Genomic DNA, 20,139 nt, shown 5'->3' on the forward strand with positions numbered 1-20,139 from the left:
CGGCGATGAACGAGCGCAAACGGGTCACCGTCACCAGATCCACCGCTTCGGCCAAGCCTCGGCAGTATCCGGTGCGGCAGGAGATCGACGAGGAGACCGACATCGGCGGGCTGTACGTCGGCTCGCTGATCCGCGCGCAGTTGCGGCTCGGGCTCACCGTGTGTCTCGCGGTCGGCGGGACGCTGGCCGCGATTCCGGCGCTGTTCTGGATTTTCCCGGCGGTCCGCGACGTCCGGCTGTTCGGCGTCGGGCTGCCGTGGCTGCTGCTCGGGGTGCTCGTGTATCCGCTCGTCGTGCTCGTCGCGTGGATCCTCTCGCGCTGCGCCGAGCGAAAAGAACGAGAGTTCGCCGAGATGGTGGATCGGCTCTGAGACCTTGAACAACGCCTACAGCATCGTCGCTGTCGTCTTGGTCGTGCTCGCCACGTTGTCCATTGGCATCTACGGCCTGCGTTTTTCGCGCACCACCTCGGACTTCTACGTCGCCTCGCGCACCGTTTCGCCCCAATTGAACGGGTCCGCGATCAGTGGCGAATATCTGTCCGCCGCCTCGTTCCTCGGTGTCGCCGGGCTGTTGTTCGCGTTCGGCTCGGACATGCTCTGGTACCCGGTCGGGTACACCGTCGGCTATCTCTTCCTGGCCGCGCTGGTGGCCGCGCCACTGCGGCGCTCGGGCGCGTACACGCTGCCCGACTTCGCCGAGGCACGGCTGGAATCCCGGACCGTGCGGCGGATCGCGGGTGTGCTGACCGTCGGGATCGGCTGGATCTATCTGCTCCCGCAGCTGCAGGGCGCGAGCCTCACGCTGGCGACGGTCACGGGTGCGCCGAAATGGGCTGGCGGCTTGCTCGTGGTGGTCGTCGTGGTCAGCAACGTGGTCGCCGGTGGAATGCGGTCGATCACTTTCGTGCAGGCGTTCCAGTACTGGTTCAAGCTGACCGCGCTGGCCGTGCCGCTGATCTTCCTGGTGTGCGCGTGGCTGATGCACGGCAAACCCAAGCCCGAGGGCGGCCTCGGCTCCGAAACCGATCGGTTCTCCCCGTTCAACGGCATGCAGGAATACCCGGTCTACGTCATCTACGCGCTGATGATCGCGACCTTCCTCGGCACCATGGGACTGCCGCACGTGGTCGTCCGCTTCTACACCAACCCCTCCGGCCGCGAGGCGCGCCGGACCACGGTCGTCGTGCTGGCACTGCTCGGCATCTTCTACGTGATGCCGCCGGTGTACGCCGCGCTCGGCCGGATGTACAACCCGAATCTCCCCTCCGACGGCAACACCGACGCGATCGTGCTGCTGCTGCCGCGCTGGATGATCGGCGGTGTCGGCGGCGACCTGCTCGGCGCGCTGCTCGCCGGTGGCGCCTTCGCGGCGTTCCTGTCGACCTCCTCGGGACTCATGGTGTCGGTCGCGGGCGTGCTGTCGGGCGCGCGCAACGTCCGCGCGTTCCGGCTGGCGACGATCGTGGCCGCCGCGGTGCCGTTCGCGATCACCTTGCTGGTGCCCGGACTGCCCGCGGCGAACGTCGTCGGGCTCGCGTTCGCGGTCGCCGCGTCCTCGTTCTGCCCGCTGCTGGTGCTCGGCATCTGGTGGCGGAAACTGACCTCGGTCGGCGCCGCCGCCGGGCTGATCACCGGCGGCGGCTCCGCCTTGGTCGCCGGCGCGGTGACCATCGCCCGCGGGCCGGAAACCGGCCTGCTGCACACCCTGCTCGCGTGGCCTGCCGCGTGGAGCGTGCCGCTCGGGTTCGGCGTGATGGTCGTGGTCTCACTGCTCACCCCGCAGCACCGCGCACCGGGCGCGGCACGCATGCTCGCGCGGCTGCACCTGCCCGAAAGCTTGCTGGAAGGGAACAAACGCGCATGACGATCTTCCTGAGCGCGCTCGGCGGTGCCGCGGTCGCCGTCGCCGCGATGCTGATCGTCGGCCGCTACGCCACCCGGTCCGGCTCACGGCTCGGCACCGCGGCCGAACGCGCGACCTTCGAAACACTGCACACGGCCTGGTCGGCCGCGCCGCCGCTGCGCGCGGGCCTGGTACCGGCGACAGCGCGCAAGGCCGCCCGGCATCTGCGGACCCTGCTCGACACGCCCGCGCTCGCGATCACCGACGAGACCCGGCTCCTCGCCTGGGACGGGATCCGCCAGGACTGCCACGGCGAGGTGACCGCCGAACTCGCCAAGACCGTCTTCGAATCGGGCAGGCCCCAGGTCTTCAGCAGGGACAAACTCGGCTGCGCCGAACCCGACTGCCCGATCCGCTACGCCGTCGTCGCGCCACTCGCCGTCGACGAACATGTGGTCGGCGCCATCACCGTCTACAGCTCCACCGCGTCCGCCGCGCTCGTCCAGGCGACCAACGAGGTCGCGCGCTGGGCATCAGGGCAGCTCGAACTCGCGGAACTGGACCGGTCGAAGCGGCGGCTGCTCGAAGCCGAAGTGCGGGCGTTGCGCGCGCAGATCTCGCCGCATTTCATCTACAACTCTTTGACGGTGATCGCGTCTTTCGTGCGCACCAACCCCGAGCGCGCGCGAGAGCTGCTCATCGAGTTCGCCGACTTCACCCGCTACTCGTTCCGCCGCCACGGCGACTTCACCACACTCGGCGAGGAACTGCGGTCCATCGAGCAGTACCTGACGCTGCAGCGGGCCCGGTTCGGCGACCGCCTCAAGGTGACGCTGCGCATCGCGCCCGAGGTGCTGCCGGTGAACGTGCCGTTCCTCTGCCTGCAACCGCTCGTCGAGAACGCCGTCCGCCACGGCATGGACGGCGAAGCGGGCACCGGGCACCTCACGATCGTCGCCGAGGACGTCGGCTCCGAAGCCCACATCTTCGTCGAGGACGACGGCTCCGGCATGGAACCCGACCAAGCGCGCCGGATACTCGCCGGCGAAGTCGACGAGACCGCGGGCATCGGCCTCGGCAATATCGACGACAGACTTCGTCAGGTCTACGGCGACGCGTTCGGATTGGTCGTCGAGACCGCGCCCGGCGCAGGCACCAAGGTCCACGTCCGCGTCCCCAAGTACCGATCGGGCGTCGGGCCCAGGTGAAAGCGCCATCGGGCCTTGCGAGCAGGCTTGTTCACGTGGCTGAGCTCTGTCTGGATGCGCACCGTCATGCTCTCCTCCACGTCTGGCCCTTTGGCAAGGTTCTTACCTATTGGGTGAAACAGTCAACCCCAGTTCTTCGACGGCCTGGCGCAGCGCGCGCAAGGCGTTGTACGTCCGGGACTTGACCGTGCCCAGCGGGATGCCGAGCTCGCGAGCCGTGTCCTTGATCGACAGGTCGCGGAAGTACAGCTGGGCCAGAACCGCCCGGTGTTCTGGCCGCAGCCTGTCCATGGCCTCACGCATGGCGTGGGTCAGTTCGACGGAAGCGATTTCGTCCTTGGCGACCGCGACGGTGTCGAGCCCGGTGTCGTCGACCTCGAGCGGCCTGGCCTTGCGGGCGCGCCAGTGGTCGCAGACGAGGTTGCGGGCCACCGTGTAGAGCCAGGGGCGGATCGAGGTGTGCCGGGTGGTCAGCGCCTCCGGCCGCTGCCAGGCACGCAGCAGCGTCTCCTGGACGATGTCTTCCGCGAGCTGGACGTCCGTGCCGGTCAGCTTGCGCACGTAGCGGCGCAGCGCGGCTTCATGTTCGTCCATCACTTCGCGAAGGGTGGCTGAGTCCATCTTCAGGTGCGGCACGGGAGAACCCCTCCAACGGTCCCGCCGGACACTCTGACCGGTCACGTTTTGAAGGTAGGGAGACGAACGTCACGTCGGTACGCTGATGAAGGGAATCCGAGACGAGCCGCCGGAAGCGCGAGTTCTGCGGACGGGCGGCGTCCGGCGAACGGATGGACGGTCGGAAATAGGTATTGATCAGCCCAAAGGTGAACCCGAAAGGGGTTCGTGGCCGTGTCACTGACATGAGGTTGAGGTGCATCGCGCTGGGACTGGCCGTGGCAGGGGTGCTCGCGGGCTGTTCGGCGGCCCCCGAGGGCCCGCTGGCGCAGGACTACGCCGAGCTGCCGAGCACGGCGCCCGCCCCGGCGCCCGCGTACGCGGCGGCCAAGGTGGTCGAGGCCGACTGCGGCGCCAACGCCAACGGTCATCGCAACGTGGACAACTTCATCGCCACCCCCGGCCAGCCGGGCGCGGCGCACCACGAGCACGAGTACGTCGGCAACGTGTCGACCAACGCGATGTCGACCGACGCCAGCCTCGCCGCCGCCGAGACGACCTGTCCCGACGGCAACCGGTCGACCTACTACTGGCCGGTGCTGCGGCTGTCCGGCGGCCACGGGCACGACCTCGGCGCGCCGCCGGTCCCGCCGTCCTCGGTCGCCATCAGCTACCGGGGCAGCCCCGCCGGGCCGGTGGTCGGCATGCCGCGGTTCCTGCGGATGAGCACGGGCGCCCCGCGCGCGTTCACCGAACGGACGCCGTCACCGGCGAAGTGGACGTGTTCCGGCCTCGAAGACCGGGTGCAGACCAAGTACCCGGTCTGCCCGAGCGGCGCGAGCGTGGTCCGGATCTTCGACTTCCCCGGCTGCTGGGACGGCCGCAACACCGACAGCGCCAACCACAGATCGCACCTGGCGTTCGCCGATCCGGCCGGCGTCTGCCCGGCCAGGACGTTCGCGATCCCGCGGCTGCGCGTCGAAGTCTCCTACGCTGTGCCGCAGGGCGCGAAGTTCGCCATCGACTCCTTCCCGGAGCAGCGGCAGAATCCCGGCACCGATCATTCCGACTTCGCGAACGTGATGACCGACGAGCAGATGGCGGCACTGGTGGCGCAGCTCAATGGGGGGCGGCGATGAACACACACGACACGGACTCGCTCGGCGTCTACGTGCTCGGCAAGCTCGACCCGGCCGAGGCCAAGGCCGTCGAAGCCCACCTCGCCGCGTGCGCGGCCTGCACCCTGGAGGTGGAGGAACTGCGCGAAATCCAGGTGATGCTCGGCGCTGTTCCGGACGAAGCCTTTCTGGACGGCCCTCCGGAAGACGAACTAGTGCTGCGACGGCTGGAGCGCCGTACCCGCTCCCGTTTCTTCACGCCTGGCCGTCTGGTCGCGGCCTCGATCGTGGTCGCGGCGATCGGCGGACTCCTGCTGGGCCGCGGCACCGCGCCGACCGAGCAGATCGCCGCGCCGGCGCCCGCACCCCCGGCTCAGCTGAACGCGCCGCCGGCGGCGGGCACCAAGGTCGCCTCGGTGACCGACCAGGCGAGCGGCGCGCGGATGACGTTGCGGGTCGAGCCCGCGGCGGGCTGGGTGCGCGTCAACCTGGGCGCCGCCGGGATCAAATCGGGCGAGAAGTGCCGCATGGTGGTCGTTTCCCGGTCGGGTGAACGCGTCGTCGCGGGGAGCTGGCTGGTCTCGCCGGACGCCGAACGGGTGGGCAGCAACGTCGACGGCACCGCGCTCGTCCCGATGGACCAGGTCGCGTCGGTCGAGATCGCCACCTTCGACGGCCGGACGATGGTGGCCGCTCAGCTGTGAGCCCACCAGGTCGCCGCGAGCGCGTCCAAGGTGGGCGTGGGCGGTGACGGCAGCAGGCTCAGCCACCAGCGCAGGTTGCTGTAGACGTGCAGCAGGCCGTACGCGAGGCAGCGGCGCTCGAAAGCCTTGTCAGGGGTTGAGCCATAGCCTCGGAGCAAGTCGCCGAGGAACGCTTTGTCGCCGCCCGAGACGAACAGTCCGACACCGACGAAGTCGTACTCGGCCGCGCCGCGCATGGCCGGTTCGAAGTCGAAGAGGCCGGAGATCCGCCACCGGCCGTCGTCTTCGGTGACCATGATGTGGTCGCGCATGAACTCGGTGTGCAGCAGCACGGGCCGGGGGTCGCCGAGGTCGACGCTGTCGAGGAACCCCGGGATCTGCTCGACCCAGGCCTCGTCCAGCTTCGTGGCGCGGTGCCGTTCGAGTACGTTTTCTCTTTGCCCGGCCAGGAAATCGGGCCAGCTCGCCGGGCCGATCCCAGGCGGCGCTTCGACCGTGTGCAACGCGGCGAGCGCTTCGCCGAGCCGTGGCGCGAGAGAGCGGCGGTCCTCAGTGGACAGGCGTGGCCAAGCGGCGCTGAGCGTCTGGCCGGGCAGACGTTCCATCAGGACGTAACCCCAGCCCTCGTGCTCGCCCGCCTGCTCGACGCCGGGCGTCGGTATCGGCAACCGGCCGTGCACCGCTTGCAGCACCCCGGTTTCGGTCGCGAGTTCGCCCAGGTGCACCGGCGGGAACAGCTTGAGCACGAGCTTCTCGCCGACCGCGTACACCGGAAGCGACCCGTCCTCGAACGGAACCACTTCCTCCCCATGCCCCAACACCCCGAGCAACTCCCGTACCGACGGCAGCAACGACTCCCGCGTCAGCGCATCGAACTCGGCCTCAGTACCGGCAGCAGGAAACCCCATGCCCCGACCGTAGCCCCCAACTCCCACCCAAGCGACAGCTTTATCCCCCGCGATAAAGCGGGCTTTACTCCCGGGGATAAAGCCTGCTTTATCCCCGGGAGTTTAGCGGGCTTTATCGCGGGGGATAAAGCCCGCTTTATCGCGGGGAGTAAAGCCTGCTTTATCGGGGGGTTTCGTTGCGCTCCAGGAGGGCGCGGCTTGCCAGGAGGACGAGGCGGCAGATCTCGTCGGGGTCGGCGCTGGCGAGGGGTTCGCGGCCGGTGATGTCGCGGACGAGGCCGATGCCGAGCACCCAGGCGAGCATGAGGTCGGCGCGGAGTTCGGCGTCGGCCGCGTCGGTGAGCTTGGCGAGCGCGTTGGCGTACTCGTCGCCGAGCTGCCTGCTGATCGGTGACGAAGCGCTGCCGCTGCCGGTGGACCGCAGGAACGCTTCGAGCGAATGGTCGCGCTTTTTTCCGTGCAGCTCAGGGGAAAGCACGCTGCGCAGCGCCTTCTCGAGCAGTTGCTCCGGCGGGGTGGACGCGATCTGCTCGCGTCCGCCGCGCGCGATGACCTCCTCGAAGAGCAGTTCCTTCGAGCCGAAGTAGCGGAACAGCAGCGCCTGGTTCGCGCCGGCGTGCCTGGCGATGTCCCGCACCGTGGTGCGGTCGAAACCGCGCTCGGCGAAGAGCGCGGCGGCGGCGTCGAGCAGCGCCTCTCGGGTCGCGGCCGCATCTCTCTTACGCGACAGTGGTTCTCCGGTCACTCTCCCCTCCCGGGGAAACCGTAACCCCTAAACCCATAGGGGGGTCATTGACCGGTCCGATGGCCCGACCTAGCGTTGTAAGCAACTGCTTACAAGCTGTGACGGGGAGTGACCAGTGAGTATTACACCGCCCGAACCCGTTGCCTACCCTTTCAATTTCGGCCCGGGACTCGACATCAACGAGGCCTATGCGGCCGCCCGTGACACCGACGGGATGATCCGCGTCCAGCTGCCGTTCGGCGAGCCAGGCTGGCTCGCGACGCGCTACGCGGATGTGCGGCAGGTCTTCGGCGACAAGCGGTTTTCCCGGGCACTGGCCAAGCAGAACGACCCGCCGAGGATGTTCCCGACCGCGCTGGAAACCGGGATCCTCGCCGAGGACCCGCCCGACCACACCCGGCTGCGGCGGCTGGTGGCGCAGGCGTTCACCATGCACCGCGTCGAGAACATGCGGCCGTGGGTGCGCGACCTGGCCGAGGGCCTGCTCGACGACCTGATCGAGAAGGGCAACACCGGCGAGCTCGTCGAGGACTACGCGTTGCCGCTGCCGGTCGCGGTCATCACCGAGCTGCTCGGCGTCCCCGACCTGGACCGCCCGAAGTTCCGCAAGTGGAGCGACGCGTCACTCTCGACCGCCCAGCTGACCGTCGAAGAGGCCGTCGCCAACCGCAACGGCCTGCGTGAGTACCTGGCCGAGTTCATCGCCGACCACCGCGAGAACCCGCGCGACGACCTGATGTCCGCGCTCATCCAGGCCCGTGACGTCGACGACCGGCTGACCGAGCTGGAGCTGGTCGACATGTGCGTCGGCCTGCTCATCGGCGGCCACGAGACGACGGCGTCGGAAATCCCCAACTTCGTCTACGTGCTGCTCGAGTATCCGCAGGAGTGGAAGCGGCTGCTGGCCGAACCGGAGCTGATCCCGAGCGCGGTCGAGGAGCTCACGCGGTACGTGCCGCTCGGCGCGGGCGCGACTTTCTCCCGCTATGCCACCGAGGACATCGAGATCGGCGGTGTCGTGGTGAAGAAGGGCGAGGCCGTGCTCGGCGCCGTCGGGCCCGCCAACCGCGACCCGCGCCGCTTCGAGGACCCGGACACGCTGCGGCTGGACCGCGAGCACAACCACCACCTCGGCTTCGGCCACGGCATCCACCACTGCCTCGGCGCGCAGCTGGCCCGCATCGAGCTGCAGGAGTCGCTGCGCGCGCTGCTCACCAAGATGCCCGATCTCCACCTCATCGGCGAAATCGAGTGGAAAACGCAAAGGCTGGTGCGGTCTCCTCGTAGAATGCCGGTGGGATGGTGATTATCTGTGACTTGGCATCTTGAGGTCGACGCGCACACCTGCATCGGCTCCGGCATGTGCGCCGCGCTGGCGCCCGAATGGTTCGAACTCACCGGTGAGACGGCCACCGCGCGTACCGCCGAAGTCGCCGAGGACGAGCTGCTCCTCGACGCGGCCGACTCCTGCCCGGCGATGGCCATCGCCGTCGCCAACGCGGCAGGCGAAGAAATCGGGCCCAGGCCTTGAAAAGGTCGTGAGTGGTACGGCCGGTTCTAACCGGTCATACCACTCACGACCCCTTAGGCGGGCTTGAAGACGCCGTGTTCGGTCACGACCGCCGTGATGAGCGCGGCCGGGGTGACGTCGAACGCCGGGTTGAACACGGCCGCCCTGTCCGGCGCGACCTGCTGCCCGGCGAAGTGGGTGAGCTCGTCCGCGCGGCGTTCCTCGATCTCGATCTCCGCGCCGGTCGCCAGCGCGGTGTCCACTGTGGACGAAGGAGCGACGACCACGAACGGCACGCCGTGATGGGCCGCCGCGATCGCCAGCGAGTAGGTGCCGACCTTGTTGGCCACGTCGCCGTTCGCCGTGATGCGGTCCGCGCCGACCAGCACGCAGTCGACCATGCCGCGCGACATCGCCAGCGCCGCCGCGCTGTCCGGCTGCACCCGATACGGCACCCCGGCCTCCGCCAGCTCCCACGCCGTCAGCCTGGCGCCCTGCAGCAGTGGCCGGGTTTCGTCCACCAGCACGGATTCGACCAGGCCTTGGGCGTGCAGGTGCCAGACCACGCCGAGCGCGCTGCCCCACGCCACTGTCGCGAGCCTGCCCGCGTTGCAGTGGCTGAGCAGCCGTAGCGGACGGCGCGAGCACGCCGAAAGCACGACTTCCGCCGCCAGCCCGGACGCCTCGCGGTTGAGCCGCTCGTCTTCCTCCAGCACGGCGAGCGCCTCGGCGAGCACCGCGTCGGCGCCCTCGTCGAGCCGGGCGAGCGCACGCGAGACACCCCAGCGCAGGTTGACCGCCGTCGGCCGCGCCGACGCCAGCCGCTCGGCCTCCGCCGGGACGTCCGAGCCGGTGAACGCGGCCAGCGCGACACCGAGCGCACCGGCCGCGCCCAGCGCGGGCGCCCCGCGCACGGCGAGGCGCGTGATGGCGTCGATGAGCTCGTCGACCGTGCGCAGCGTCAGCGTCCGGTACTGCGACGGCAGCGCGACCTGGTCGATGATCACGACCGCGCCGTCCGCCCAGTCAACGGTCCGGCGCATTACAAGCCCGCCAGCAGGTCCGTCTCGGTGATGCCGGGGCCCTGACCCTCGCGGATGAACCATTCGGTGCCGAAGCTGTGCGCGAACCGGTCGTCCGGCATGGACAGGAAGAACGACTGCTCGCTGATCTGCGACGCGTGCGCGCGCATCGCGGCCCGCTTCTCGGCCAGGTAGCCGGTCACGTCCACCACGCAGGTGAGCTCCGCTTCGGGCTTGCCGAACTCGAACCGGTCGAAGTCCGGCGCGTCCTCCGCCTTCATCTGCCCGGAGGCGATGGCCTCCTCCATGCCGCGGCGCATGGCGTCGCGGTTGATCGTGCCCTGGTACACCCGCGGCGTGCCGGCCAGCTCGGCCGCGCGCTTGCCGACGCGGTGCACCTGGATGTGGTCGGGGTGCCCGTAGCCGCCGTTGTCGTCGTAGATCGTGAGGACGTCCGCGTTCTCCTCGCGCAGGATCGCGGCCAGCTTCTCGGCGGCCTCCTCGACCGAGGCGGTCCAGAACGTGCCGGGCTCGGTGTTGGTCGGCTCGCCCATCATCCCCGAGTCGCGGTACCCCAGGAACTCCACGCGCTTGACGCCGAGGATCTCCGCGGACGCGTGCGTCTCGATGACGCGGCGCTCCCATAGTTGTTCGCCCTCAGCGAGAAAGCCGTCTTCGACCTCACCGACCTCGCCTCGGGTGCCGACGACGAGCACCACGCGGTGCCCCTCCTCGGCGGCCTTGCGCATGACGCCACCAGTGCCGATGCACTCGTCGTCGGGGTGTGCGTGGAATGTGACCAGGGTTGCCATAGCCCGAAGCTACCTATACGGGCAGGGTCCGTGCCAGGAAGCTTTCCGTGAGCGACCAAGCCGCTTCCGCAGCCGGGGCGTCGTAGAAGATCTCCGCCACGTGGTTGTGGAACGCGTGCCCGGCGTCCTCTTGGATGTGGATCTCCGCGCCGTCGTGCCCGGCGACGGCCGCCTCGACCAGCTTCACGCCTTCACGGGCGATGTACGGGTCCCGGCCGCCGAAGTGGAACTGGATCGGGCAGGTCACGCTGTCGAGCTGGCCGATGGTCTCCGGCACGGTCGAGCCGTAGAACGACACGGCGGTGTCCGGCGAGCCGGCGGCCGCCGCGGAGAACGCGAGCGAGCCGCCGAGGCAGAAGCCGAACACGCCGACCCCGCCGCGGACCTCCGGCAGCCCGCGCAGCAGGTCGGCGGTGGCCAGCACGTCCGAGAGCCCGAGCCCGAAGTCGAACTTCCCGACCACGGCCATCGACGCCGCGATCCCGGCCTCGTCGTGCCCCGACGACCACTTCGGCTGGAAGCGCCAGAACAGCTCCGGCACCGCGACCACGTAACCGAGCTTGGCGAGATCGGCGGCGACGGTCTGCAGATAGTCGTCGAGCCCGAAGATCTCCTGGATCAGCACCAGCCCCGGCCCGCTGCCGGACTCCGGCAGCCAGACCGGCAGGTCGAACCCGCCGTCGGCGACGGTGACGCGTTCGGTGCGTGTGCTCAACTCAGTCCCCCAGCGTGGTTGCGATGACGCGGTCGCGGAAGTCCGCCACCGGCACGTTCAGCTCACCCAGCGCGCGCGAGGCGACCGTGCCGGGATCGGCGATGGTGGCGAGCAGCAGATGCCCGCCGGAGATCAGCTTGTGGCCGGTGCCGGTGGCCTCGTACAGGCCTTGTTCCAGCACCCCCTTGGCCTCGGTGCTGAACGGGACGTGCCCTTGACCTGGTTCCTGGTCGGCGGGCACGAGCCGCCCGACGACCTGTCGCGCTTCGGCGATGTCGATCCCCAGTCCGTACTGGGCCAGCGCGGCGAGGAACAGGTGTTCGTTCCCTATGCGCTGGTGCCCGAGCTTGCGCGTCTCGTCCTGCGCTCCGGCGACGACCTTGCGTGCGGATTCGGTGAACTTGTGGAACACCGGCCCAGCATGTCAGCTCGGCTCAGCGGTGGAAAGCGTCGGCCAGAACCTCGGTGATCAGCCCGGCCTGGCTGCCGTCCGGGTCGAGGTCGGGATCGAACACGGTCAGCTCGAACCCGACCGCGCCCGGCAGCGCGAGCAGGCCACGCAGCACCGCCACCAAGGTCTCGGGGTCGAGCCCGCCGTCGTCGGGACTGTCCACGGCCGACACGTACGCCGGATCGAGCGTGTCGATGTCGACGTGCACCCAGAAGCCGTCGAGCGGCTCGAGCACGCGCTTGGCGGTCTCCAGTGCGGCCGACGGTCCCGAAGCCATGATCGACTCGCTGGTCACCGTCGCGATGCCCGCGCCGGCCGCGTCGCGTGATTCGCGCTCACGGGCGCCGAGCACCACGACGTCCTCGTCACGGACGTACGGCCGCAAGCCGTCGATGTCGGTGAGCTCGCCGGCGCCCCTGCCGGTCACCAGCGCGACGTCCTCACCCGCGGCCGCCCCGACGTGCGGTGAGTTGCCGAGATGCCGGAAGTCGTCGTGCCCGTCGAGAAAGGCCAGGCCGAACCGGCCTTCGCGGCGGCGCAGCGCCAGCATCGCGCCGAGCAGGATCGAGCAGTCGCCACCGAGCACGACCGGGAAGCCGCCGACGTCAGCCAGCCGCCCGGCGAGCGTGCGCGTGTACTCCGCGATCGCGGCGGCGTTGCGGACACCGTCGCCGGGCTGCCACGCTGAGAGGTAGCGCGGGGGAGTGACCACGCCGCCATCGGTCGCGCCGAGCCGGGCGAGCAGTCCCTGGTCGCGCAGCGCGCCCGGAGCCTTGTAGCAGCCAGGCACCGCTCCGGGCTCAGGCGGCCGAAGGCCCAGATTGGACGGTGCGTCGAGCAGCACGAGGTGGCGCATGCGGCCGAATCTAGCCTGATCGACTGGCTTGGTCCTGTCACCGCTCCTACCGTGGACGGTTATGGCCGAGCGCACGAAGTACATCCTCCGGCGATGCCGACATGCCGACCCGGTGGTACAACGTCATTCCTGACCTGCCGGAGCCACCACCGCCGCCCCTGCATCCCGGCACCCGCGAGCCCGTCGGCCCCGACGATCTCGCGCCGTTGTTCCCGCTCGCGCTGATCATGCAAGAGGTCAGCGGCGAGAGCTACATCGACATCCCTGAGCCGGTGCTCGACGTCTACCGCTTATGGCGGCCTTCACCGCTTTACCGAGCGCGAAGGCTTGAGAAGGCGTTAAGCACGCCGGCACGCATCTACTACAAGTACGAAGGTGTCAGTCCGGTCGGCTCGCACAAGGCGAACACCGCTGTCCCGCAAGCGTTCTACAACGCGCAAGAGGGCGTCACCCGGCTGACCACCGAGACCGGGGCAGGGCAGTGGGGGAGCGCGCTCGCGTTCGCCTGCGCGACCTTCGGGCTCGAATGCGAGGTCTGGCAGGTCAGGGCCTCGTACGACCAGAAGCCCTACCGCAAGCTCATGATGGAGACCTTCGGCGCGACCGTCCATCCGAGCCCGTCGGAGCTGACCGCGTCCGGACGCGCCATCCTCGCCGCGCATCCGGATTCGACCGGCAGTCTCGGCATCGCGATCAGCGAGGCGGTCGAGCAGGCCGCAGCCGACGAGGGCGCCAGGTACGCGCTCGGCAGTGTGCTCAACCATGTGCTGCTGCACCAGACGATCATCGGTGAGGAGGCGCTCAAGCAGTTCGAGCTGGCCGGCGACACACCGGACGTGCTCGTCGGCTGCACCGGCGGCGGCTCGAACTTCGGCGGGCTCGCTTTCCCGTTCCTGCGGGAAAAACTGGCGGGCCGGATGTCACCGGTGATCCGCGCGGTCGAACCGGCCGCCTGCCCTTCGCTCACCCGGGGTAAGTACGCCTACGACTTCGGTGACACGGCCGGGCTAACGCCGCTGCTCAAGATGCACACGCTCGGCCACGATTTCATTCCCGACCCGATCCACGCCGGCGGCCTGCGCTATCACGGCATGTCGCCGCTGATCTCGCACATTTACGAACTCGGGCTGCTGGAAGCGATTTCGATCGGTCAGCAGGAATGCTTCTCGGCCGGGGTGAAGTTCGCCCGCACGGAAGGCATCATCCCCGCGCCGGAACCCTCGCACGCGCTCGCGGCTTGCATCCGGGAAGCGTTGCACTGCAAGGAAACCGGTGAGGAGAAAGTCATTCTCACGGCATTGTGCGGTCATGCGCATCTGGACTTGCCCGCCTATGGCTCGTATTTCGCGGGCGACATGGTCAACGACGAGCTGTCCGACGAGGCGCTCGGGGAATCGCTGGCCGGATTGCCTTGATCTGACGGATAGCGCAGGCGTGATCTTGAGGTTTCTTCGCTGGCGCGGCTTAGTGGGAGCAAATCCACCGCCGCGCTAGGGAAGGGACTTCCTGTGCCTGCGAAAAGAGTGCTCACCCTCTTGGCGGTACTGCCCGTCACCGCGTTGCTCACCGGCGCGATCGCGCCCGTCACCGAAGTGGTGAGCGCGAAGGGGAACGCCCCGTCCGACAACGCTTACGTCAGCGGTGACGGCCGCTTCGTGGCGTTCCAGTCGTTCGCGTCGAACCTGGTGCCCGGCGACACCAACAACGCCTCCGACATCTTCGTCCGCGACCGGCAGCTCGGCACCCTGACCAGGGTCAACGTGACCGCGCGCGGCGAGCAGGCCGACGCGGGCGGCTACGAGCCGTCGATCTCCGCGGACGGTCGTTTCGTCGCGTTCACCTCCAACGCGCGCAATCTCGTGCCCGGCCGCACGGCGGAGGGCTTGGACGTCTACGTCAAGGATCTGCGCACCGGCAAGCTGACGGTCGCCAGCCGCACTCCCGAGGGCGTGTGGGCCGACAATGTCTCGTATCTGGCGCAGATCGCGGCCGACGGCCGCTCGGTCGTCTTCTTCTCGGTCGGCTCGAACCTCGTGCCAGGCGACGTGAACGGCGCGCCCGACGTGTTCAGCACCGACCTCGTCACCGGCAAGATCTCGCTGGTCAGCGCGACCGCCGACGGCTCGCCCGCGTTCGGCATGGCGGACCGCCCGACGGTCAGCGCCGACGGCCGCCACGTCGCTTTCCGTTCCAACGCGGGAAATCTGGCGCCCGGCGACGGCCGAGGCCGCTTCGACGTGTTCGTCAAGGACCTCAAGACGGGCAAGGTGACCCGGGTCAGCACGGCGGCCGACGCCGAGCGCCCGCGGATCAGCGCCGACGGCTCGGCGGTCACGTTCAGTTCGGCCGCCGCGCTGATTCCGGGTGACACCAACGGTTTCGCCGACATCTACGTCAAGGATCTCGCCGGCGGTGAGCTCGTCAGGGCCAGCGTCACCGCAGACGGGAAGCAGGGCGACGAACTCGCCTACCGGTCGGCGCTGAGCTCGGACGGCCGGTACGTCGTCTTCGAGAGCAAGGCCGCCAACCTCACGCCGGGCGACACGAACAAGGACTTCGACGTCTTCGTCAAAGACCTGCGCACCGGCACGCTCACCCGGCTCGGCGCCGGAGCGGGACCGGCGATCAGCGGCGACGGCCGGTCCGTCACCTTCGACGGCGACGGCCACGTCTTCCACACCAGGCTGCCGAAACCGGGCGCCGATCCGTTCGCGAACACCGTCACGGCGACGTCGAACGTGCTGGTGCTGAACGGAAAGCACGCACTCGGCGCACCCGACGGCAGGCACGCCACGGTCATCGGCTTGCTCAACAGCCGGTTCATCCTCGACCTCGGCGACGACGAAGAAGGCGTGGGCGACCTGAAGATCCACGGCTCGTGCCTCGGCTCGGCACAGCTCGACTTCCTTGACGCGAAAGGAAAGTACGTCGGGTCAGGTCAGCTGTCCCCGAAGACTTCCGTGGTACGCCACGCGGGCGCGCCGTATCGGTACATCCGGTTCAACCTCGGCCTGCTCCAGACGTTGAGTCTCGACAGTGTCCAAGCGTCCTAAACGGACACTCGCAGCTCTTCCAGTATGTCCGGGCCCGCCATGGTGAGCCTGGCGACCGCGCTCTTGCCCCAGAACCAATAGAACGCCCCGCCGATGGCGATCCCGAGCGGCAGACCCAGCCAGCACAACACGACCAGGTCCTGGTTGTACCCGACGACCTCGACGATGACCACCGGGATCGTCGCCACGGCCACCAGCAGTTCCATGCCGAGCAAGGGAAGCATCTTCGCGCAGCCCGGATTGCCGCCCGAGGCGAACGGATTCGAGCTCTTGCGCTGATCCGGCAGCGGATAGGGTGCCATCACGGACTGCTGGACGGCGGAACCCGCTCCCGCGAGCACCAGGACGGCGAACAAGGAGAGCACCAGCGGATAGGTGCCGGGATGACCGGTGACGGCGGGGAGCACCAGGCAGCACGCCAGCCCGATCGGCCCGACGATGAGCAGCCAGGCCAGCTGCCTGCCGCGGACGTCGGCCCGTATCGCGCCGGGAGTGAGCAGGGTGTGCCACAGGCCGCTGCCGTCGAGGCCGTACATGTTGGCGGTGTAAAGCGGGACGTAGAAGGCGAGGAAGACCCCGGCGAACGCGGCGAACGGGGCCGCCGACCCTTCGTAGAGCGAGGGGGCGACCATGATCGCCGGGCCGATGATGATCGCGGTGAACATCGTGGTGCGGCGCCGTGCGTCACGCCGCCAGGCCAGCAGTTCTTTTCTCGTCACCGCGCCGAGCGGGGTCGCGGGCAGCAGCGTGCGGCCGGTCCGTTTCGCGCGGGACCTGGCCACCCCGTGATGTACCGGATGGGTCATGCGCCAGGTGAGCATCTTCGCCCAGACCAGTAGCAGCACGGCGAGCAGCACGACCGTGGCCGCGGCCAGCAGCAGCACGGTCTGCCAGTTCCCGTCCGCGGCGGCGCGCACCGCGACGGCGCCCCAGCCGGACGGCAGCGCCCGCATGACCGAGGTGAACTCGCTCGCCCTGCCGTCGACGATCGCCGGGCCCAGCGTGTTCAGCACGTATTGCAGGCCGACGCCGGACAGCGTGAACAAAGCGACGATCGCCAGCGCCAGGTCTTTGCCCCTGCGGGTGCTCAGCAGCGCGCCGAGCAGGCCGGTGACCACCCGGTACAGCAGCACGACCAGCCCCAGTTGCAGCACCGTGAACACCAGGCCGACCAGCACCGCCCCGCCGCCGAGGCGCAGGCCGTAGACGGCCAGCCCGGCGAACGCGATCAGCGAGACCACCGTGGTGACCCCGACGAAGCTCGCCGCGAGCAGCCCGGTCGCGAGCTTGCGCGAGCTCAGCGGCAGCAGCGAGAAGTGCTCCGGCCGCAGCGATTCGTCGCCGCCCATCATGACCGGCCCGAGAATCCAGCCGAGCATCCAGAACGCGTAGATCGACGCCAGCAGGTCGACCGACGTACCCGGATCGGGGAAAGAAGCCGCGCCATACGAGAGCGTGATGAAAGCCGCGATGAGCCCGAGTACACCGCCGATGATGGTGCCGATCTTGCGATTGCCCCGCAGCGAGTGGCGCATCACGCGCAGCTTCATCCCTACGAAGACGCCAACCACGACAGCCCCTCCGCCCCACCGGTCCGCCCGCCGACGATGTGCACGAACGCGTCTTCGAGGCTGCCCTCGCCCCGCACCTCGTCGACGGCGCCCGCGGCCACGACCCGCCCGGCGCTGATCACGGCGACGTGGCTGCACATCTGCTCGACCAGCGCCATCACGTGACTCGACAGCACCACGGCGCCCCCGGACGCGACGAACCGCTTCAGGATCGTGCGGATGGTCGACGCCGACACCGGGTCGACCGCCTCGAACGGCTCGTCGAGCACCAGCAGCTTCGGCGCGTGCAGCAGCGCCATGGCGAGCCCGATCTTCTTCCGCATGCCCGCCGAGTAGTCGATGACCAGCGTGTTCGCCGCGTCGAGCAGCTCCAGCACGCCCAGCAGCTCGTACGCGCGCTCGGCGACCGTCTGCGCATCGAGCCCTCGCAGCGTGCCCATGTACGTGAGCAGCTCACGCGCGGTGAGCCGCTCGGGGATCGACAGCCCGTCCGGCAGCACTCCGACCTGCGCCTTGGCCTGTTCCGGCTGGGCCCAGACGTCGACACCGAAGATCCGCGCGCCGCCCGCGCTCGGCCGCAGCAGCCCGACGGCCATGGACAACGCCGTGGTCTTGCCAGCGCCGTTGGGCCCGACCAGGCCGTAGAACGACCCAGGCGGCACTTCGAGGCTCACATTGTCGACAGCGCGCTTCGCGCCGAATTGCCGGTACAGGCCGTACATACCCAGCGCCGGAACCATGCGCATCCCCCTCTGACGAGTCGCTGGCGCGACCCTACGCCGGGTATACGCCCGGCGCGGCCCGTCAGGTTGTCTCGGGGTCGTGAGTGGTATTGCCGGTTAGAACCGGTCTAACCACTCACGACCCAGTCTCGGCGGCGCACCCGCACCAGCTGCGTGGCCCGGCGTGAGTGCGGGGTGCCATCACCCGACTGTCCGTGGGCGCGCTCCCGAGTCCCCGGGGCGCGCGCGAGGCGGCTGTATGAAGGCTCCCCTCATACGCCTATTCGCGATGAAGGCTCCCTTCATACAGCCGGCGTTGTATGAAGGGAGCCTTCATACAGGCTCAGCCCAGCGCGGGACCTGAGCTCACGACCCATTCCGAGCAGCGAAAAGCCCCGCCCGGGGATCCGGACGGGGCTCAACGCACAGGCTTATTCGCCGCAGGTGATCTTCGGCTGCGGGTTGTACTTGACCGTGCGGGTGCTGCGGCTGACCTCGCGCCCGGTGGCCGCGTCGCGCAGGACGCGGGTGTCCGTGGTCGTGAAGCCCGGCGCGCCGTTGCTGGCGTGGCAGTTCTCCGCCGGACCGGCCTTCGGCTGCGGCTCGGTCTGGTTGGTGTGCGCGCCCGCGATCGACTCGACCTTGTAGCGCGGGGTGCCCCACAGCTTCACCGTGAGCGAGGTCGGCGACCAGATCGTCTGGATCGCGACGCCGGTCTGGCTGTCGTTGGTGAACTTGAGGTCGATGACGCTGCTGCCGTCGTGGTTCTGGAACACCGTCGCCTCGCGCGCGGCGGGGTAGCGGCTGATGTAGTAGCTGTGCTCCTTGTGCCCGGCGTCCTTCATCCCGGCGAAGTACGCGGCGTTGTAGAGCGTCGTCGCGAACTGGGAGATGCCGCCGCCGACCTCGCGGCCGGGCGCGCCGTCGGAGATGACGCCCGCCTCGACGTAGCCCTGCTTGGTGCCGCGCGGGCCGGTGAAGCCGTTGAGCGAGAACGTCTCGCCCGGCTTGACGATCGCGCCGTTGACCTTGCCTGCCACCACGCGGATGTTGGTGCCGGAGTCGGCGGCGAAGCCACCGGTGGTGAACTCGCCGATGACCTCCTTCACGCCGAGCTCGTTGGCCTGCTCGGTGGTCACCTTGGCGGGCGTGTCCTTGTAGGTGGCCTTCAGCTCGCGCTTGTCGGCCAGCTTGAGCACGTCGACCATCGGCTTGAGGCTGACTTCCCAGTCGACGCCCCTGCCGTCGACGGACGGCTCGACGGTCGGCTTGCCGCCTTCGAAGACGATCGAGGCCTCTTTGCCCTCTTTTTCGGTGGACTTGAGCTGCGGACCGGCCGCTTCGACGACCTTCTCCTGGTCGATCTTCGGCGCCAGCGTGATCGGCTCGAAGCTCAGCGCGGCCGCGATCTGGGCGGGCTCCAGCTTGGCGTCCTTGCCCTCGCCCTTGATGGTCAGCGGACCGGCGACGGCGGGCTTGGCGACCTGCTCGAAAGCGGCCTTGAGCGCGTCCGGGTTGGTCTGGACCGGGGTGAGCGCGACGGGGAGGTCGAGTGCCTGTCCGGCGGCCCAGTGCGCGAGCACGGCCTGCGTGGCGGCGGGAACGTCGAGTTTCTGGCCCTGCTTGGCCTCGACCAGCACCGGCTCGGCCTCGTCGAAGCGGATCGTGCCCTCGATCGGGTCACGGTCGGTCTTGGCCCGCAGCTGCTCCAGCGACTGGGCGAGCTTGGCGTCGTCGGCGTGCGTCGCGACGCCGACCTCACGCGACGAGAAGAACGAAGCGATCCGGGTGAACGGGTTGAGCGGCTGGTCGCCTGCCTGATCCAGCGTGCCGGGCCAGTCGAGGGTCAGGCCGGAGGCCTTCGGCGCGAGCTGGTCGGTGACGTCGCCGGCCTTGACCTGCACCGGGCTGCTCAGCCTCGGCTCGATCTTGGCGCGCAGCTCCTTCTCGGCGCTGTCGCGGCTCATCCCGCCGACGTCCACCCCGGCCACCGTGACCCCACGTGGCACGCTGCCGTTGCTGATCAGCAGGTCGGCGCCCCAGAGCAGCACGAGCCCGCCGAACACCGAGCCGCCGATGATGGCGGCTTTGCGCTTGTCGAAGCGCTTCTTCGGCGGAACCGGCGCCTCTGTGGGAGGCTCCTGTGTCAGCACCGAAACGGCAGGCAAGATGTCCGTCTGCTCGGCGCTCGACCCGGGCCAGTAGGAATCCGGCAACTCTCTCAACCCTCCACGATCAGCTCGGGGTTGCCGATCGCCGGTGTTCAAGATACGGGCACGCCGGA

The 20,139-nt window shown here is 69.1% G+C and carries 19 protein-coding genes and 1 pseudogene; 9 read left to right on the forward strand and 11 right to left on the reverse strand.

All coding sequences use genetic code 11. From position 1 onward, the window contains the following. The first annotated feature begins 5 nt into the window (after nt 1–5). From AB5J62_RS08380 to AB5J62_RS08390, 3 genes are read left to right on the forward strand one after another with little or no spacing between them, the layout of a single operon-like run. Nucleotides 6–371 carry a hypothetical protein gene (locus AB5J62_RS08380; protein ID WP_370947561.1) on the forward strand — a complete coding sequence of 122 codons (366 nt, stop codon included), beginning with the start codon at nt 6–8 and terminating at the stop codon, nt 369–371. Nucleotides 372–375: 4 nt separating this feature from the next. Beyond that, nucleotides 376–1,866 (forward strand): cation acetate symporter, encoded by a 1,491-nt coding sequence (locus AB5J62_RS08385; protein WP_370947562.1) that lies wholly within the window; start codon nt 376–378, stop codon nt 1,864–1,866. Further along, complete coding sequence (locus AB5J62_RS08390; RefSeq protein WP_370947563.1) at nt 1,863–3,053, forward strand: histidine kinase; 1,191 nt, start codon at nt 1,863–1,865, stop codon at nt 3,051–3,053. The genes AB5J62_RS08385 and AB5J62_RS08390 overlap by 4 nt, the downstream gene beginning before the upstream one ends. 102 nt (nt 3,054–3,155) lie before the next feature. Here the strand turns inward: AB5J62_RS08390 and AB5J62_RS08395 are convergent, their stop codons facing one another. Further along, nucleotides 3,156–3,647 carry a sigma-70 family RNA polymerase sigma factor gene (locus tag AB5J62_RS08395; protein ID WP_370950211.1) on the reverse strand — a complete coding sequence of 164 codons (492 nt, stop codon included), beginning with the start codon at nt 3,645–3,647 and terminating at the stop codon, nt 3,156–3,158. Between the two features lie 266 nt (nt 3,648–3,913). On the opposite strand from AB5J62_RS08395, the gene AB5J62_RS08400 reads away from it, so the two are divergent. Both AB5J62_RS08400 and AB5J62_RS08405 read left to right on the forward strand, forming a co-directional pair. Continuing rightward, the gene (locus tag AB5J62_RS08400; protein ID WP_370947564.1) at nt 3,914–4,807 is read left to right on the forward strand and encodes a DUF1996 domain-containing protein; all 894 of its coding nucleotides are present in this window, start codon (nt 3,914–3,916) and stop codon (nt 4,805–4,807) included. Further along, nucleotides 4,804–5,490 (forward strand): anti-sigma factor, encoded by a 687-nt coding sequence (locus AB5J62_RS08405; protein WP_370947565.1) that lies wholly within the window; start codon nt 4,804–4,806, stop codon nt 5,488–5,490. The genes AB5J62_RS08400 and AB5J62_RS08405 overlap by 4 nt, the downstream gene beginning before the upstream one ends. On the opposite strand, the gene AB5J62_RS08410 is transcribed toward AB5J62_RS08405, so the two are convergent. After that, a complete protein-coding gene (locus AB5J62_RS08410; RefSeq protein ID WP_370947566.1) occupies nt 5,481–6,398 on the reverse strand; it encodes a phosphotransferase family protein in 918 nt (305 codons plus the stop codon). The two genes, AB5J62_RS08405 and AB5J62_RS08410, sit on opposite strands and share 10 nt — an antisense overlap. A 160-nt stretch (nt 6,399–6,558) precedes the next feature. Next, the gene (locus AB5J62_RS08415) at nt 6,559–7,143 is read right to left on the reverse strand and encodes a TetR family transcriptional regulator (protein ID WP_370947567.1); all 585 of its coding nucleotides are present in this window, start codon (nt 7,141–7,143) and stop codon (nt 6,559–6,561) included. A 115-nt stretch (nt 7,144–7,258) separates the two neighbouring features. Here AB5J62_RS08415 and AB5J62_RS08420 point away from each other — a divergent pair, with 115 nt between their 5' ends. Further along, nucleotides 7,259–8,449, forward strand: coding sequence for a cytochrome P450 (locus AB5J62_RS08420; protein ID WP_370947568.1), 1,191 nt, complete (start codon nt 7,259–7,261; stop codon nt 8,447–8,449). 6 nt (nt 8,450–8,455) lie between these two features. Beyond that, a complete protein-coding gene (locus tag AB5J62_RS08425; RefSeq protein ID WP_370947569.1) occupies nt 8,456–8,674 on the forward strand; it encodes a ferredoxin in 219 nt (72 codons plus the stop codon). 53 nt (nt 8,675–8,727) lie between these two features. On the opposite strand, the gene mtnA is transcribed toward AB5J62_RS08425, so the two are convergent. The 5 genes from mtnA to AB5J62_RS08450 are packed head-to-tail and all read right to left on the reverse strand — an operon-like array spanning nt 8,728 to nt 12,509. After that, nucleotides 8,728–9,696 (reverse strand): S-methyl-5-thioribose-1-phosphate isomerase, encoded by a 969-nt coding sequence (gene mtnA, locus AB5J62_RS08430; protein ID WP_370947570.1) that lies wholly within the window; start codon nt 9,694–9,696, stop codon nt 8,728–8,730. Further along, nucleotides 9,696–10,487: a PIG-L family deacetylase gene (locus AB5J62_RS08435; RefSeq protein WP_370947571.1), complete on the reverse strand. Its 792-nt coding sequence runs from the start codon at nt 10,485–10,487 to the stop codon at nt 9,696–9,698. Before AB5J62_RS08435 ends, mtnA begins: the two co-directional genes overlap by 1 nt. Nucleotides 10,488–10,500: 13 nt before the next feature. Next, complete coding sequence (locus AB5J62_RS08440) at nt 10,501–11,202, reverse strand: dienelactone hydrolase family protein (protein WP_370947573.1); 702 nt, start codon at nt 11,200–11,202, stop codon at nt 10,501–10,503. 1 nt (nt 11,203) lies between these two features. Then, nucleotides 11,204–11,614, reverse strand: coding sequence for a Clp protease N-terminal domain-containing protein (locus AB5J62_RS08445; protein ID WP_370947574.1), 411 nt, complete (start codon nt 11,612–11,614; stop codon nt 11,204–11,206). A gap of 22 nt (nt 11,615–11,636) precedes the next feature. Then, nucleotides 11,637–12,509 carry an arginase family protein gene (locus AB5J62_RS08450; RefSeq protein WP_370947575.1) on the reverse strand — a complete coding sequence of 291 codons (873 nt, stop codon included), beginning with the start codon at nt 12,507–12,509 and terminating at the stop codon, nt 11,637–11,639. 61 nt (nt 12,510–12,570) lie between these two features. Here AB5J62_RS08450 and AB5J62_RS08455 point away from each other — a divergent pair. Together AB5J62_RS08455 and AB5J62_RS08460 are read left to right on the forward strand one after the other, a co-directional pair. Beyond that, nucleotides 12,571–13,924, forward strand: a pseudogene (locus tag AB5J62_RS08455) (TrpB-like pyridoxal phosphate-dependent enzyme). Between the two features lie 93 nt (nt 13,925–14,017). Beyond that, nucleotides 14,018–15,562, forward strand: a complete 1,545-nt coding sequence (locus AB5J62_RS08460; protein ID WP_370947576.1) for a TolB family protein — start codon at nt 14,018–14,020, stop codon at nt 15,560–15,562. On the opposite strand, the gene AB5J62_RS08465 is transcribed toward AB5J62_RS08460, so the two are convergent. The 3 genes from AB5J62_RS08465 to AB5J62_RS08475 all read right to left on the reverse strand — a co-directional run bounded on the left by AB5J62_RS08465 (nt 15,559) and on the right by AB5J62_RS08475 (nt 20,071). Then, a complete protein-coding gene (locus tag AB5J62_RS08465) occupies nt 15,559–17,112 on the reverse strand; it encodes a hypothetical protein (protein ID WP_370947577.1) in 1,554 nt (517 codons plus the stop codon). The genes AB5J62_RS08460 and AB5J62_RS08465 overlap by 4 nt on opposite strands. Nucleotides 17,113–17,114: 2 nt before the next feature. After that, nucleotides 17,115–17,873, reverse strand: a complete 759-nt coding sequence (locus AB5J62_RS08470; RefSeq protein ID WP_370947578.1) for an ABC transporter ATP-binding protein — start codon at nt 17,871–17,873, stop codon at nt 17,115–17,117. Nucleotides 17,874–18,286: 413 nt separating this feature from the next. Next, the gene (locus tag AB5J62_RS08475) at nt 18,287–20,071 is read right to left on the reverse strand and encodes a VanW family protein (RefSeq protein ID WP_370950212.1); all 1,785 of its coding nucleotides are present in this window, start codon (nt 20,069–20,071) and stop codon (nt 18,287–18,289) included. Nucleotides 20,072–20,139: the final 68 nt, after the last annotated feature.

The sequence above is a fragment of the Amycolatopsis sp. cg5 genome (genome assembly GCF_041346955.1).
Taxonomy (GTDB): Bacteria; Actinomycetota; Actinomycetes; order Mycobacteriales; family Pseudonocardiaceae; genus Amycolatopsis.